The 13,781-nt window shown below is 67.7% G+C and carries 12 protein-coding genes and 1 tRNA gene; 3 read left to right on the plus strand and 10 right to left on the minus strand.

All coding sequences use genetic code 11. From position 1 onward, the window contains the following. On the minus strand, nt 1-1,692 hold the full coding sequence (asnB, locus tag C0481_RS15860) for an asparagine synthase (glutamine-hydrolyzing) (RefSeq protein WP_293405536.1): 1,692 nt from the start codon (nt 1,690-1,692) through the stop codon (nt 1-3). Next, nucleotides 1,692-2,720: a glycosyltransferase gene (locus tag C0481_RS15865; protein ID WP_293405538.1), complete on the minus strand. Its 1,029-nt coding sequence runs from the start codon at nt 2,718-2,720 to the stop codon at nt 1,692-1,694. Before C0481_RS15865 ends, asnB begins: the two co-directional genes overlap by 1 nt. A 126-nt stretch (nt 2,721-2,846) precedes the next feature. On the opposite strand from C0481_RS15865, the gene C0481_RS15870 reads away from it, so the two are divergent. Beyond that, a tRNA-Met gene (locus C0481_RS15870) sits at nt 2,847-2,923 on the plus strand. A gap of 172 nt (nt 2,924-3,095) precedes the next feature. Here the strand turns inward: C0481_RS15870 and C0481_RS15875 are convergent. Both C0481_RS15875 and C0481_RS15880 read right to left on the minus strand, forming a co-directional pair. Next, nucleotides 3,096-5,870 carry a hypothetical protein gene (locus tag C0481_RS15875; protein WP_293405540.1) on the minus strand — a complete coding sequence of 925 codons (2,775 nt, stop codon included), beginning with the start codon at nt 5,868-5,870 and terminating at the stop codon, nt 3,096-3,098. A gap of 397 nt (nt 5,871-6,267) precedes the next feature. Further along, complete coding sequence (locus tag C0481_RS15880; protein ID WP_293405542.1) at nt 6,268-6,927, minus strand: DsbA family oxidoreductase; 660 nt, start codon at nt 6,925-6,927, stop codon at nt 6,268-6,270. 242 nt (nt 6,928-7,169) lie between these two features. Between C0481_RS15880 and C0481_RS15885 the strand changes: the two genes are divergently transcribed. After that, nucleotides 7,170-7,484, plus strand: coding sequence for a hypothetical protein (locus tag C0481_RS15885; RefSeq protein WP_293405544.1), 315 nt, complete (start codon nt 7,170-7,172; stop codon nt 7,482-7,484). Here C0481_RS15885 and C0481_RS15890 read toward each other — a convergent pair whose 3' ends face one another. Both C0481_RS15890 and C0481_RS15895 read right to left on the minus strand, forming a co-directional pair. Next, nucleotides 7,485-7,658: a hypothetical protein gene (locus tag C0481_RS15890; RefSeq protein WP_293405546.1), complete on the minus strand. Its 174-nt coding sequence runs from the start codon at nt 7,656-7,658 to the stop codon at nt 7,485-7,487. Between the two features lie 66 nt (nt 7,659-7,724). Continuing rightward, nucleotides 7,725-8,132 (minus strand): hypothetical protein, encoded by a 408-nt coding sequence (locus tag C0481_RS15895; RefSeq protein ID WP_293405548.1) that lies wholly within the window; start codon nt 8,130-8,132, stop codon nt 7,725-7,727. Between the two features lie 249 nt (nt 8,133-8,381). On the opposite strand from C0481_RS15895, the gene C0481_RS15900 reads away from it, so the two are divergent. After that, nucleotides 8,382-8,594: a hypothetical protein gene (locus tag C0481_RS15900; RefSeq protein ID WP_293405550.1), complete on the plus strand. Its 213-nt coding sequence runs from the start codon at nt 8,382-8,384 to the stop codon at nt 8,592-8,594. On the opposite strand, the gene C0481_RS15905 is transcribed toward C0481_RS15900, so the two are convergent. The 4 genes from C0481_RS15905 to C0481_RS15920 form a co-directional block, all read right to left on the minus strand. Next, nucleotides 8,591-10,231 carry a M10 family metallopeptidase C-terminal domain-containing protein gene (locus C0481_RS15905; protein ID WP_293405552.1) on the minus strand — a complete coding sequence of 547 codons (1,641 nt, stop codon included), beginning with the start codon at nt 10,229-10,231 and terminating at the stop codon, nt 8,591-8,593. The genes C0481_RS15900 and C0481_RS15905 overlap by 4 nt on opposite strands. A 100-nt stretch (nt 10,232-10,331) precedes the next feature. After that, nucleotides 10,332-10,955, minus strand: coding sequence for a class I SAM-dependent methyltransferase (locus tag C0481_RS15910; RefSeq protein WP_293405555.1), 624 nt, complete (start codon nt 10,953-10,955; stop codon nt 10,332-10,334). A 39-nt stretch (nt 10,956-10,994) separates the two neighbouring features. Further along, entirely contained in the window at nt 10,995-12,101 is a 1,107-nt protein-coding gene (locus C0481_RS15915; RefSeq protein ID WP_293405557.1) for a response regulator, read from the minus strand. Between the two features lie 180 nt (nt 12,102-12,281). Then, nucleotides 12,282-13,781 (minus strand): TonB-dependent receptor (locus C0481_RS15920; RefSeq protein ID WP_293405559.1); only part of this gene is annotated, 1,500 nt, incomplete at its 5' end.

Genomic DNA, 13,781 nt, shown 5'->3' on the forward strand with positions numbered 1-13,781 from the left:
TTATGGGCGTCCGGCGACGGCGGCCAGCGCATCGGCCGGCGCGGCGCCTTCGAGGTGGATCAGCGACCAGACTGCAAAGAACAGCAGCGGCCAGCGCCCGGTCGCCTGCGCATTAAAGGCTGCGCCGGCATCGGGACCGAGAACGCGGCGCACCGCTTCGACCTCGCCGATCCGGCCGGCGATCTCGCCGGCCCGCGGTGCGATCCAAGCGTCGACCGGTACGGTGAAGCCCTTCTTGCGGCCCCAGGGATCGGCGGCAGGGCAGGCTTGCTCCAGCCACTTGCGCAGCAGCCACTTTCCATAGCGGCCACGCACCTTCATGCGGTCGGGCAGGGGGAAGGCGAAGTCAGCCACCTGCGGGTCCAGGAACGGCGTGCGCCCCTCCAGCCCATGCGCCATTAGGCAACGGTCCAGCTTCAGCAACAGATCGTTCGGCAGCCAGGTGGCGATGTCGGCCCACTGCGCCCGCTGCAGTCCCGTCAGCGCCTTGGGCGCTTGCGCTGCGGCGCGCCAGCGCTCGACGACGCCCTTGTCGTCGTGGCGCGGCTCGGCCGGGCGCCCGCCCAGCCAGGCGGGACGCAGGGCGCGGCGATAGCGGCCATAGCCGCCGAACAGCTCGTCGCCGCCTTCGCCGGTCAGCACCACGGTCAGCGTGCCCTTGGCGGCCTCAGCCAGCTTGTAGGTCGGCAGGGTCGCGTAGTCGGCGGTCGGATCATCCATCGCCCAGGCGACCTGCGGCAAGATCCGCCAGAAGTCCTCTTCGCCGAAGCTGGTCTCGCGCCAGTCGAGATTGAGCGCCGCGGCCACCCGCTCCGCTTGTCCGCGCTCGTCCCGCGCGCCGGGCGCATCGAAGCCACAGGTAAAGGCGGTGACCGGCCGCGCGTTCAGCCGCGCCATCAGCGTGGCGATGGTCGCGGAGTCGATGCCGCCGGAGAGGAACAGGCCGTAGGGCACGTCGGAACGCTGGTGCACCCGCACGCTGTCTTCCAGCACCGCATCCAGCTTGGCGATTAGCGCCGCCTCGTCGCCGCCCCGGGCCGGCGGCCGGGCGGCGACCGCTGGGCGCACGTCGCGCGGCACGATCTTGCCGTCCACGACCTCGACGATCTCGCCCGGCGCCATCCGTCGCAGGCCCTTGAAGATCGTCTCGCCGGTGAGGGTGTAGTTGAAGGCTAGCAGCTCGCGGGCGCGATCGTCCGACAGCTCGGCGCCGATCAGCCCGGCGGCCAGGAAGGCCCGCGGCTCCGAGGCGAAGGCCACGGAGCCCTCGTGTTCCAGGAGGTAGAGCGGCTTGATCCCGAACGGGTCGCGCACCAGCCAGGTCCGTCCATCGTTCCCGACCAGGCAGAAGGCGTACATGCCGCGCAGGCGATGAAAGGCGGCGGGGCCCTCCCGGGCATAGATGTGCAGCAGCGGTTCGAAGTCCGAGCCGGTGCCCATCTGGCCCTCAAGGCCGAACTCCTGCGCCAGTTCGACGTAGTTGTAGATCTCGCCATTGCCGATGACCGTGCTGCCGGCGCCGTGCAGCGGCTGCCAGCCGCCTTCGAGGTCGATGATCGACAGCCGTGCGTGGGCGAGCGAGCGGCCCTCCGCCTCTTCGACGAACACGCCGTCCGGCCCGCGATGTGTCAGGGCCTCGATCATCGGTCGGGCCGAGCCGCCCGCGCCGAGGATCCCCGCAATGCCGCACATCAGCCGGCCCCGTAGTCGGCGAACAACTGCCGCCACTGGGCGACCACCGCTCCGGCCGAAAACTCAGCTTCCACCCTTTCGGATCCGCTCTGCACCAGACGGATGCACAGCATCGGGTCGGCGATCATGCGGTTGACGGCTTCTGCCAGCGCGCCGGCGTCGTCGATCGGGACCAGCAGGCCGTCTTCTTCGTTGCGGATTAGCGCCGACGGGCCCTGACTCGCGGCGGCGACCACCGGCAGACCGTGCGCCCAGGACTGGATCACTACATTGCCGAGCGGCTCGTAGCGCGAGGGAAAGACGCAGATGTCCGCCGCCCGATAGAGCGCCGAGGGATCGTTGCGCCAGCCCAGGAAACGCACCCGCGACGACACGCCGAGCGCCTCGGCCATGGCCCGCAGCTTGGTTTCCAACGCCCCGGCCCCGGCGATCCAAAGGTAGGCCTCTGGGATCTTCACCAGCGCCTCGAGCGCGACGTCGTGAGCCTTGGCCTCGTGCAGCCGGCCCATAGCCAGCAGCAGCGGCACATCTTCGGGCGTCTGTAGTTCGGCCCGGTCGGCCGGCGCGGTGTCGGGCGGGGCCAGCGCGAAATTGGGGATGTAGCGCACCTTGCCCGCCGGCCAGCCCTGGCCCACCACCCACTCGGCGATGTCCTCGGTGTTGGCGACCAGCTCCTCGAAGCCCTTGTAATACTTCAGGCTGTAGTAGCCGCCGAGGCGGCCGATCCGGGCCCAGGGGCCGGCCGGGGTGTGTCGCGCGGCCCGGTTCATCCAGGCCAGCGCCAGCTTGACGTCGTTCCGGCCGGCGAACGCCTTGAGCTTGGGCCGGGTCAGCAGATCGAGGGGGCCGCCGAATCCGAACACGCCGGTCGGCACGTTCAGGCGCCGCAGGGCCGATTCGCGATTCGGATTGGCGCGGATGGCGACGGCCTGCTTGACCCCGTCGTCGGCCAGGGCCGCGATCAGATCGAGGAAATAGGTCTCCGCGCCGCCTTCGCCGGCCGTTCCCAGAAGATGAAGGACGCTCATGCCGGGGCGACCCTAGTGTGGGCCGCGCGAAAACGGAATCCGCTTTTGGTCGAGAGGTCGCATCCAACCCGCTTGAAGATGCGAAAAACCCAATCTATAACCCGCGCCTCGTCGATAAGGCTCGGCGGCTGGGTAGCTCAGATGGTTAGAGCGGTGGATTCATAACCCACAGGTCGGCGGTTCGATCCCGCCCCCCGCCACCACTTTTCAAACGTGCGATTTCAGGTCCCTGCGGGACGCGCCTTCAGTTGATCCCAAATACCTATGCGGTCGCCCACGATCGTGCGGTAGCGCGCGATCCGCCGGTGCTGGCGGCTGCGCCAGCACCGGCAAGAAGGCGGGACGAGTGGCCTGCGCTCGCCCCTGGGAAGGCCCCTAGACCGGCGGGGCGGTGAACAGGGGCGCCAGGGCGCTGTCCGGATCGCCCGAGATCGTGAAGCGCCGCGGGGTCAGCGAGTACGAGCCGTAATTGCCGCGGTTCGGAATGCCGCCGTTCCACTCGGACAGCGGTCCGGCGAAGTAGAGCTGGTTCTGGCCCCAGGGACCCGCGCCGTTCGCGCCCCAATCGGCGTTGTGGGCGAACTCAGAGCCCGTGAAATCGGCCGGGAGCGGCAGGGTCTCGTCGCCCCAGCCGATGTTGATCTCCTTGATGGAGCCGTGGAAGGGATCGCCTCCCGAGCCGCCGCTGGCGAAGGCGAACAGCCCTTGGAGCAGGATTGCGTTGATGTCGCCCGTCCAGGTGCCGTCCAGCGTGCCGGTGGAGGCGCTGACGTCCAGATTGTTGTTGCCGCCGCCGCTCCAGACGACAGCCAGCTTCTTGGCCGTGCTCTGGGTCGACTGCGTGCCGTCAAAGTAGAAGTGCATCGTGATCAGCGTGTCCGTTGGCAGGTCGGACAGGACCGTCAGCGCACGAATGCTCTGGTTCGCTGACCCGCCAATCAAGATGCGCAGCGCCGACGAGGTGGCCGCATATACCTTGAACGAGTTCGTGCTCCCGTTGAACGACGCCAATAGAGCCTCATTGGCCGCCAACGTGCTCTTCAGCATGAAGCGCACGGAAGCCCGCATCCGCCGGATAGTTTGCGGGCGCAGGATAGGACCGCCGACATACTGACGGGGCAGGGTGTTGGAGCCGGAGTAGGCGAGATCCTTCGATGACGGCCCGGCGGGGAGCTGACCGGTGTAGTTCGCTGCCGCCCCCACGGCCACGGACGGCAGGCCCACGCCGCCCAGATTGCGGACGTAGCCGGAGCCCGGCGCCGTATAGCCGATGGTCACCGCCTGGGCGTCAGAGGTCAGCGGCGTCGGCAGCACCGCCACCATCGCCCGATCATAGACCATGACGTTCTCGAAGGTGACCGGCTGGGCGCTGAACGAGGCGAGCGGAACCGTTGTCGAGATGCCGACGACCGTCCCAGTGACGCTGGTCACGAACGTGTCAGGACGCAGCTTCGGGCAGACGACGCGCTGGCCGATCCGGATCCCCGCTGCGCTGGCCACCGTGATCACCGGTTGCGCCATGTTGGTCGAGCCGGTCGAGAACGCGCCTGAGGCCGTGGTCGAAACGGGCGCGAGCGATACGGCCGATCCGCCCACCGTGACCGTGAGGTCGGCGGCGGCGGGCTGGGAGGCCAAGGTGAAGTTCTCATCGAACTCCATCCACGCGTATCGCGCATGGGCCACCCGACGGACCAGGGTCGGCGCCGACGTCTTGCTGAACACCGGACCGTAGGCCGCGTAGTAGTCCTGAACCATGGAGCGGTTATAGGGGTAAAGATACGCGTCGGTGGGTTGGGTCTTCAGGGTCCACTTGTCGTAGAAGGTGTCGCAATACTCGAAGAACTTCGAGTTGTTCCACATGGCCTCTGCGCCGAGCAGCCGCGCGACCAGCACCTGCGAGAGCCAGGGATACGCATTGATCGTGCGATACGCGAGTTCGTACGCAAGACCGCTGCTGGTGAGGTTGCTGGGCTTGGAGAGCCAGTCGACGCTGTTCTCGCTCCAGTCGGGGTAGCCGGAGGGGCCCAGTCGGGTGTTGATCGGCTCGAACGGCGTGCTTTCGATCATCTCGCGGGTGATCGAGAAGGTGCACATGTCCTCGGCGAAAATGCGGGCGCTCGTGCCGTCGCACCATGCCGCAAGCTTGTTGCGTTCGGTGACGTTGGCCGCGTTGCGCAGGAGCCGGGCCGCGTAGACCATCAGGATCTTCAGCCACTGGTGCGCGCCGCCGAAGCTGAACGTGGGGCTGGACCAGCGCCGGCCGGCCTCGGTGGCGTCATAGACGTCGAGCCCGGCTTGGATCAGCCGATACGCCACGGCGTTGCGATCGGCGACGCTCGTCCCCGTGGTCATGGTGAACAGCATCGCCTGGGTGATGTCGTTCGCGATGTCTGCCCCGTACGCCGACTGCGCCAGGTAGGGGGCGATGCCCCGCGCGTACAGTTGCTGGTTCATATAGGTTTGTAGCGGGCCAAGCTTGGCGATCAGGCTCGCGGCCGTGAGCGTCGTCGCAGCAGCGGGCTTGGCGATGCTCGGCAGGACGGTCCAGTCGACGTCCGAGGCGAAGAAGATCGGCGTCTTAGTGGCGCAGCCGGCCCATCGCCGGAAGCTGCCGTTCGGCGGCGCGGCGTCCAGGATGGTCAGCAGCGATACGTTCTCCAGCTTCGACCGGCTCGACGCATCCACCCCGTCCAGAATGGACGTCGTTTTGACCAGCGACTTGACGCCGCTGATGCTCAGCCCGGTCGCGCCGGGGTCCAGATTGAGCACGTGGTCGTAGGCGAACTCGGTCACCGACGAAGCGTAGGCCGGCGATTTTTGCAGGCTGTCGAAGCCCTGCGGCGTGGTGCTCGGGTTCGCGCCGGTGCCGCCCTCGCTGCCCGGATTGACCATCAGCCCATGGACCCACCGGCCGGTGTAGGCCTGCGCGTCGTTGTAGACGCCGTCGTCCTGGACGCTTGCCGGGCTGGTGCTGGCTACGACGCCGCCGACGACGAAATAGTCACCGCTGACGAACTTGCCCACCGGCGCCGCCGCGGCGAGGTTCCAGGTGATGCCGCGCTCGGCGAACGTCGCGAGGTTTTCGGTCGGCGTCAGCGCCGGCGGCTCGGCGAGGTTCGCGACCAGGGCGGCATGGCCCGTAGCGATCATGTCTAGGGCCTCTTGGTTCGGGATCGTCACTGCCATCAATGGTCCTTTCAAGACAGCCGACCGCGGCCGCGCCGCGATGGCGGCTGGCTTTGGCGGCAAGGTGAGGAGAAGCGCAGGGGCGCTGGGCGGCGCGTGGCCGCGGCGTGATCGTCAAACGGGTTAGCTGGCGGTCGCCATGGCCCTCTTGCCATGGCGGAGCGTCCCCAAGCGGGGGCGGGGCATTCGTCTCACTGGAGAACGTTGACGCTTAGCTGCGGCCGGTGCGTCGCCGGCGGTCTTCTTGACCGTTGCAAAATCTAGCCCGAAAAGGCCGCAAGGTCAAGAACAAATGGGGAACATATGGCGGCGCGCGACGACGCCGATCGACATTCGCGCGCTTGGTCTGCGCGACGGCAGGTCAGCCGCGGGCAGCTTCCTCAGTCGCGATTGTGCGGATGGCGCGCTCGAAGGCGGCGGCGGGCTGGCCGCCGGAGATCAGGTAGCGATCATTGACGATCACCGCCGGCACCGAGCTGATCCCGGCCTGATGCCAGTGCCGCTCGGCGGCGCGGACCTCTTCGGCGTAGCGGCCGCTTTCCAGAACCTCGCGGGCGGCGGCGGCGTCCAGGCCGGCGGCCTGAGCGGCGGCGACCAGCACCTCATGGTCGGCCGGGCTCTGGTTGTTCGTGAAATACGCCTCGAACAGCGCGCGCTTCAGCGCATGCTGGCCGCCGACGATCCCGGCCCAGTGCAGCAGCCGGTGCGCGTCGAAGGTGTTGTAGATCCGGCTCTGCTCGTTGGTCTTCATCGTGAAGCCGACCTCGGCCGCGCGGGCGTGGATCGCCGTTCTGTTCGCTGCCGATTGCGCGGGCGTCGCCCCATACTTCTCGCCGACATGCTCGACGATGTTCTGGCCTTCCGGCGGCATGTCCGGATTGAGCTCGAACGGGTGGAAGGTGATCTGCGCCTGCACCAGGTCGCCGACGTTCCGCAGGGCCTCTTCCAGGCCGCCCAGCCCGACAATGCACCAGGGGCAGGAGACGTCGGAGACGAAATCGATCTTCATGGGCTGGGTCATAGCGCATTCCTGGGCCTGGACGAACAACGCCCGCGCCGGGGGGACGAGCGCGGGCGTTTCTCAGTGGACGCGAAACCCGGCGGGGGAACCGGGGAGGGGTGTCTCGCTGTCGAATGGGAGATTGGGATCGGGCTCCGGCTTTTCAATGGCGCGCATGCGCTACTGCGCCAATTCGGCGAAGGCGCCCTAAGTCGTGAACGCTCAAGTTGCCCATCGGGCGCCAGTGCGCGATGATCTGCGGCATGAAAAGCGGTGCGCCTGTGTCGAAGTTGTGGATCTTGCTGGCCGCAGTCGCAGCGACAGCAGCCGGCTGCTCGCCGCGGGAGTTCAAGGACCGGGCCGGCGACATCCAGCTCTGGGCCCAGCGCGGCTTCGCCGAGTCCCAGGCTGACTACGGCGACAGCTTCCCGAATAGCGGCGGCGGCGGCGGCGGGGTCTATCCGCGACCGCAGGTCGATCCGGCCGCGGAAAAGGCGGCGGCTGAGAAGGCCGCGGCCGACGCGGCCGCCGCGGCGGCGCCCGCGCCCAAGCGGCAGTATGTGGTCATCATGCCCTGATCAGACGGGACGCTGCTGGTCCAGCTCGCGCAGACGCTTGAGGCCGTGCGCGTCGGTGGCGTGCCAAAGGGCGGGCAAGAAACGCCGCAAGCCGCTGCGCCAGCGCTTGCGATAGCGCCAGCCGTCGCCGTCGGGGGCGATGTCGAGTTCGTAGGCCGGAGGCGCCTTGTCCATCTTTGATCCTCACCGCGGTCCGTTGCGACGTGGCGAGCAGGATCGGCGCCAGCCGGCCCAGCAGGGTCAGCGGTCGTCGCGCAGATAGACGACGTTCGAGCGGCTAGCGCTCATCAGGTGGCCAATCAGGAAACCGGCCAGCGCGGCGGCGGCAAGCGCCACGTACGGCCGCTCATGCACGAACACGTCGGCTTCCTCGGCGCGCTGCTTGGCCTGCACCTTCAGCTTGCCGTATTGAATCTCGGCCTCGCGGCGGGCCTTGCCGACGTTATCTTCCACTACCGAGCGAGCGTCCCGCGCGAAGGTGGTCGCCGCTTCGGCCAAGGCGCCGGATGCGGCCACGGCGCTCTTCTGGGCGCGCTTGGCGGCGCGCTTGGTTTCGGCGCGGACGTCGCCGGCGGCGTCCTTGAGGGTCTCGGCGGCTTCGCGCACGGCCTCGCGGGCCTCGCCGTTGGTTCCATAGGCGTTGGTCATGGGTGCTCTCCGCTCGGTGGACGCGCCGCGCCCTGTTCTCCTGGGGGTGAGCCCTTGAAACGAGAGCGGAAAGCGAGGGTTCCGGTCAGCCCGGCGAAAAGGCGCCGGGACGGCGCAGGCGCCACGCGGCGCAAAAAACCTAGGCGCCGACATCAATCTGACATTGCGCTGCAGCAGAATAGGGGTACCTCGACTTTTGCAAGTGCACAGTTGCGTAGACCCTCAGCGGGTCAAATTGAGGCAATTCCGATGATCATGACGTCCCTTCGCGTTTTCCCCAGCCTCTTCATCGGTCGGCGCGAAGTCCTCCAGGCGGTCGAAAGCCCGGTGGTCTCCGACAGTGAGACCGGTTCGGCCTTCCTCTGCGGCGCCTGCGAAGAGGTCGTGATGACCGGCCGCGACCGCGCCGAAATGCGCGACGTGGTCGTGAAGTGCCGCTGCGGCGAGTACAACCAGCTCTAAATCGCGACGATCCAGTCGCCGGTCAGGCTGGCCGCCGCCACGCCGACCAACACCATCTGGGCCCCGCCGCTCAGTGATATGACGACGTCCGCGCCGACCTGGGTCACCGTCCAGGTCGCGCCCTCGCCGATGAGCACGCGGTCGCCCTCCGCGCGGCTGAAGTCCATGACACGGTCCACGCCGGCGTCGCCCCAGGTGTGGAAGCTGTCAGCGCCGGCGCCGCCCCAAATGGTGTCGTCGCCGCGATCGCCCGACATCCAGTCATCGCCAGCCTCGCCGTACATGATGTCGTTGTGCTGGCCGCCGCGCATGATGTCGGCGCCGAGGCCGCCGTACGTCGTGTCGTCGCCCATGTTGCCATAGACGAGGTCGGCGCCGTTCTCGCCGAACAGCAGGTCGTTGTGCTGGCCCCCGACCACCCAGTCGTCGCCCTCGCCGCCATAGGCGGTGTCCGCGCCCTGGTTGCCATGGATGTCGTCGAACTCGGCGCCGCCGACGATGTAGTCGTCGCCCGTCTCGCCGCGCAGGAAGTCCTGGCCATCGCCGCCGTTCAGACTGTCGGAACCGACGCCGCCATAGAGATCGTCGTCGCCGGCCCCCCCGCTGAGGGTGTTGGCCGCGGCGTTGCCGCTGATGGTGTCGGCCCCGCTGCCGCCGACGGCGTTCTCGATCGTCACGCCGATCGCGACGGCGACGTTGCCGACTAGGCCGCCGACATTCGAGAACGCACCCTCGTGCAGGTCGATGAGCTGATGAGCGGTAAAGCCTGAGAAGTCGAACGTGTCGACGCCGCCGGCGTCCCAAACCGCGAAGATCAGCTTCTGGCCAGAGGCGATGGCGTCGAACCAGGGCCGCCCGGCGGTGGCGTTGAAGCCATAGACGGTGTCGCCGGTCCGGGTCGACATGTTGGCCCCGTACTCGAGTTGGACGGCGGCGATGTCGTCAAGCAGCGGCGCGGCCGAGTAGCGACCGCCGAAGTAGGCCCCAGTGTTCTGCTCGCCGAAGTAGCTCATCACCGTGAACTGCCGGGAGTCTTCGTAATAGAGCGCGTCGGCGGCGTAGGTGGGCGTGCCTTCGTCGGCGTACTCGGTCGGGTGGGCCAAGCCGATGGCGTGGCCGATCTCGTGCACCAGCACCATCGCCCCGTAATTGCCGATCGCCGGGTTGCCGTTGGTCCCCAGGGTGACGTTCACCCACACGTCGCCGGACCGGGAGGCCGGCGCGGTCGAGCCAGGATAGTAGGCGAAGGCGCTGGAACCCTCGGAGCCGCTCGCATAGTTGCCGAACAGGATGGTGGCGGAGTCCGAATACGCCGCCTCGTTAGCGGATCCGACGCCGACCCGCATGAAGCGGATGTTGGCGACGTCGCTCCAACCGTGGAGGGCTAGCTCGGTCTGGGCGATCTGGGCTGCGTTGAAGCGCGAGAAGCCGGCGGTGTCGTCCGGCATGGTGGCAGGGGCGCTGGCGCGGTAGGCGTAAGTCACGGTCGCCGACGCGCCCAGCACGCCCGACCAGCCTGCCTCGCCGCGGATGATCTGGTCGGCGGCCTGCGCCACCGTGTAGCTTTGCTTGCCGTCGACGAGGCCGCCGCGGGAGTCGGCGTTCAGGAAGTATTGCGGGGCGGACTCAAGCGACATGGGCAGGCTCCGGACGCCTCTGGTGGGCGCGTGCGGCAGATCAGGCTACGGGGCGCCGTGATGCGATCTCGCTTCTAGCGCGATGAACTTGCAAAACAATTTACTCCGGCGTGGCGGCTCCCCACTCGTTCCATCCAGCGATGCGCGGGGTTCCGGGCAGATACATCGTCTGCGACCGTTCGATGCGAAAGCCGGCGTCCGCGATCGCGCGGGTCACCGGCCGGGTCAGGTGGCATCCGCCGGCCAGACGCTTCCACAGCGGCTCGATCCGCCGCTGCCATTTGGCGACATCGGGGTCGGGGGCCAGGCCGTGCTCGCAATAGAGCAATCGTCCGCCGGGCTTCAGCACCCGGCGCGCCTGGGCCAGGGCCGCGGCTGGAGTGTGCACCGAGCAAAGGGTGAACGTGCAGACCACGGTGTCGAACTCGCCGTCCGCAAACGGAAGCGCCTCGGCCGTCCCGTCTGCGATCGTGACTTCCAGCCGCGGATCCCGCGGCGCGGCCATGGCCTGGGCGCGCAGCTCGGCGGCCGGATCGACCCCCGCCACGCTGGCGACCTTGTCGGCGTCGTAGAGCGCCAGGTTCAGGCCCATGCCGACGCCGAACTCCAGCACCCTGCCTTCGGCTAGCGGCACGATCTTGGCGCGTTGCTTCATCATGGGCGGCGAAGCGCACGCACAGGTCAGCAGCTTGGGCAGGATCCGGCGTTCGTAGAAGCTAGCCATGCGCCGACGATGGCCCCAGTTGGCGGGCGCGACTAGCCCTTACGCGGCTTCAGCGTCGTTCGAGCCGCCGAGGTTTTCCTGCAGCGTGCGCAGCAGGTGCTCCGGCTTCATCGGCTTTTCGACCACGCCGTTCATGCCCGCCTTCAGATAGCCGGCGGCGTCCTCGGGATCGGCGTTGGCGGTCAGGGCGATGATCGGCACGCGCCCTGCGGGGCCGGGCAGGGATCGGATCTCGCGCGTGGCGGTCACGCCGTCCATGCGCGGCATCTTGATGTCCATCAGGATCAGGTCGAAGCGGCCGGTGCGGGCGGCTTCCACCGCCTCGACGCCGTCGGTCGCCGACTCCGATGTGCAGTCGAACATCTCGCAGAGGGTTTCGGCGACCATTCGATTGGTGGCGTTGTCATCGACCACCAGGATGTGCGCGGCGCGCGCGGTCTGGCCCAGGGTCTCCTCGGCCGGGATTTCTTCGTGGGCGGTCGGTACGGCGACCTCGAAGACCAGGGTCTCGCCCGTCCCGACATTGGCCTCGGCGCGGACCTGCCCGTTCATGGCGTCGACGATCTTGCGGCTGAGCGCGACGCCCAGCGCGGTTTCCAGCCCGAAGAGGGCCTCGATTTCACGCAGGTCCAGCGCCCGGTCGCCCATCACCCGGTCGGCCGCGCCGCGGATGCGGCCTTCCAGCTGGGTGGAGTCGCCTTCGGTGACCGCCTTCAGCGTCGCCTCGACCGCCCCGCGGCGAACCCCGGCGAGGGCCTGGGCGATGAAGGCGTCGAAAATCTGGTTGATGCGCCCGCTGTCGACCATGACCAGGGCGTCTGGATCACCGTCATAGGAGACCAGTAGGGTGACGCCTCCGTCGGTGGCGCGTTCTTCCCAGCGGGCCTGAACGTCGTCGGCCAGTTCGGCCGCTCGTCGCGGCTGCAGATCGAACGACAAGCCGTCCGAGGCGGCTGCTTTCAGATCGGACGATGACACCAGGATCTGGCGCACAGCGCGGGCGGCCTCGGTGACGCCGGCGACGCACGCCTGGGCGTCCGCGCCCATCGGTTGGCGCGCAAGGCGTTCAGCAAGGGCCAGAACGCCTTCCATCTGCTGATGGATTTCGCTCGTGACACGCTCGTAGAAGAACTCGGGCAGGGACATGAACGCCAGCGTCCAAAGGGAACTTATGCTCAGCATGGGCCTAAGCGCTTGCGGAGACGTTAAATTCCACCCAGGGTTAGCGCAAATTGACGCTATGTCGAAAAGGGCGGGTCGGGTTCCCGACAGCAAAAGGGCGGCGGGATATCCCGCCGCCCTTCGCCGTTCCAGGGTTGGTGCGCTTTAGAAGCGGTATTGCAGCTCGACGCCGTAGGTGCGCGGCTGGATCAGGCCGCGGGTGATCGCGGTGCTGGTCTGGCGCAGATAGGTCGCACCGCCGACCGACAGCCCGGTGTTCGGGTTGGCGAACACCGCCGTCGGGTTGGTCGACGACGTCGAGGTGAAGCCCTCTTCGTCGGTCACGTTCTTCACGTAGCCGATGAGCGAATAGCGGTCGGCAGCGTCCTTCCACAGCACCCGCAGGTCGGCGGTGCCGTAGGCCGGCACGGCGAAGTCGGGGTTGTCGAAGGGCTGGTAGGTGGTCTCGTCGGTCCAGGTGTAGCTGCCCGAGAGGACCAGCGAGCCCGGCTCGAAGTCGAAGGTGTAGTTGGCGTTCAGCGCGAACTTGTTCTCCGGCGACTGGTAGATCTTCGATCCGGCCAGGTCCTGGAAGACCAGCAGCACGCCATTGGTCACCGCGGTGCCGCCCGACGGACGGGCCGTCGACTTCAGAGCGCTGGGGTCCGCCGGGTCGTAGAAGCAGCAGCCCTTGGTGATCTCGGTGTGCAGGTAGCCGTACGAGGCCGAGATCTGCAGCGGCTGGATCGGCTGCCACATGGCTTCCAGTTCCAGGCCGTAGGCTTCGGCGTCGACGTTGACAAAGTTGTTCGAAGCCGAGGTGCCGGCCGCGTTCAGCTGCGACAGGTTCAGCTGCAGGCCTTCGAAGTCATTGTAGAAGGCCGAGGCGTTGAGGATCAGGCGCCCGCCGATGGTCTGCTTCAGGCCGATTTCGTAAGCGTTGACCGTCTCTTCGTCGGCGGTCGGCTTCGGGGCCAGGGTGCCGAGCAGGAAGCCGCCCGACTTATAGCCGCGGCTGTACTTGGCGTAGACCAGGGTGTCGTCGTTCGGCGTCCAGTCGAGGTTCAGGGTGCCGGTGACGGCGCTCCATTCGTCAGACAGGTTGCGGAAGTTCTGCACGCCCGGACGGGTCGGGTCCATGTCGCTGGAGACGTCCACCGCGGCGGGGCCGAACGCGCCGGCCGGGTTGAACAGCACCAGGCGCTGGCTCTCGAAGCCGTCCTTCTGGTCCTTGGTGTAGCGCAGGCCGCCGGTCAGCGCCCACTGGTCGTTGAACTCGTACGTCGCCTGGCCGAACGCGGCCCACGCCTTGGATTCCAGTTCGGCGTTGTTGTCGGCGAAGTTGCGGGTCGGGTTGGTCGACGGCAGGCCGGCCGCCGCGAGGCTGGCGACGGCGGCCGCCGCACCGTTGATCGAGCCGTAGTAGAAGCTCGGCGTGGCCAGTTGCGCCTGCAGCGGGCTGCCCAGCTGGATGCGCTGCTTGTACTCTTCCTTGTACTGGTAGAGGCCGAGGATCCAGTTCAGCGGGCCGTCGCTGTTCGAGGAGAGGTTGATCTCGTTCGAATAGTACTTCTTGTGCTCGTCGAAGTCGGTGGTGTGGTCGCTGAAGACCTGCGTGTTGAGCGGACCCGACGCATATGAGGTCGTGCGGTTGGTGCCGTCGTA

It is taken from the genome of Phenylobacterium sp. (assembly GCF_013822795.1).
Taxonomy (GTDB): domain Bacteria; phylum Pseudomonadota; class Alphaproteobacteria; order Caulobacterales; family Caulobacteraceae; genus Phenylobacterium.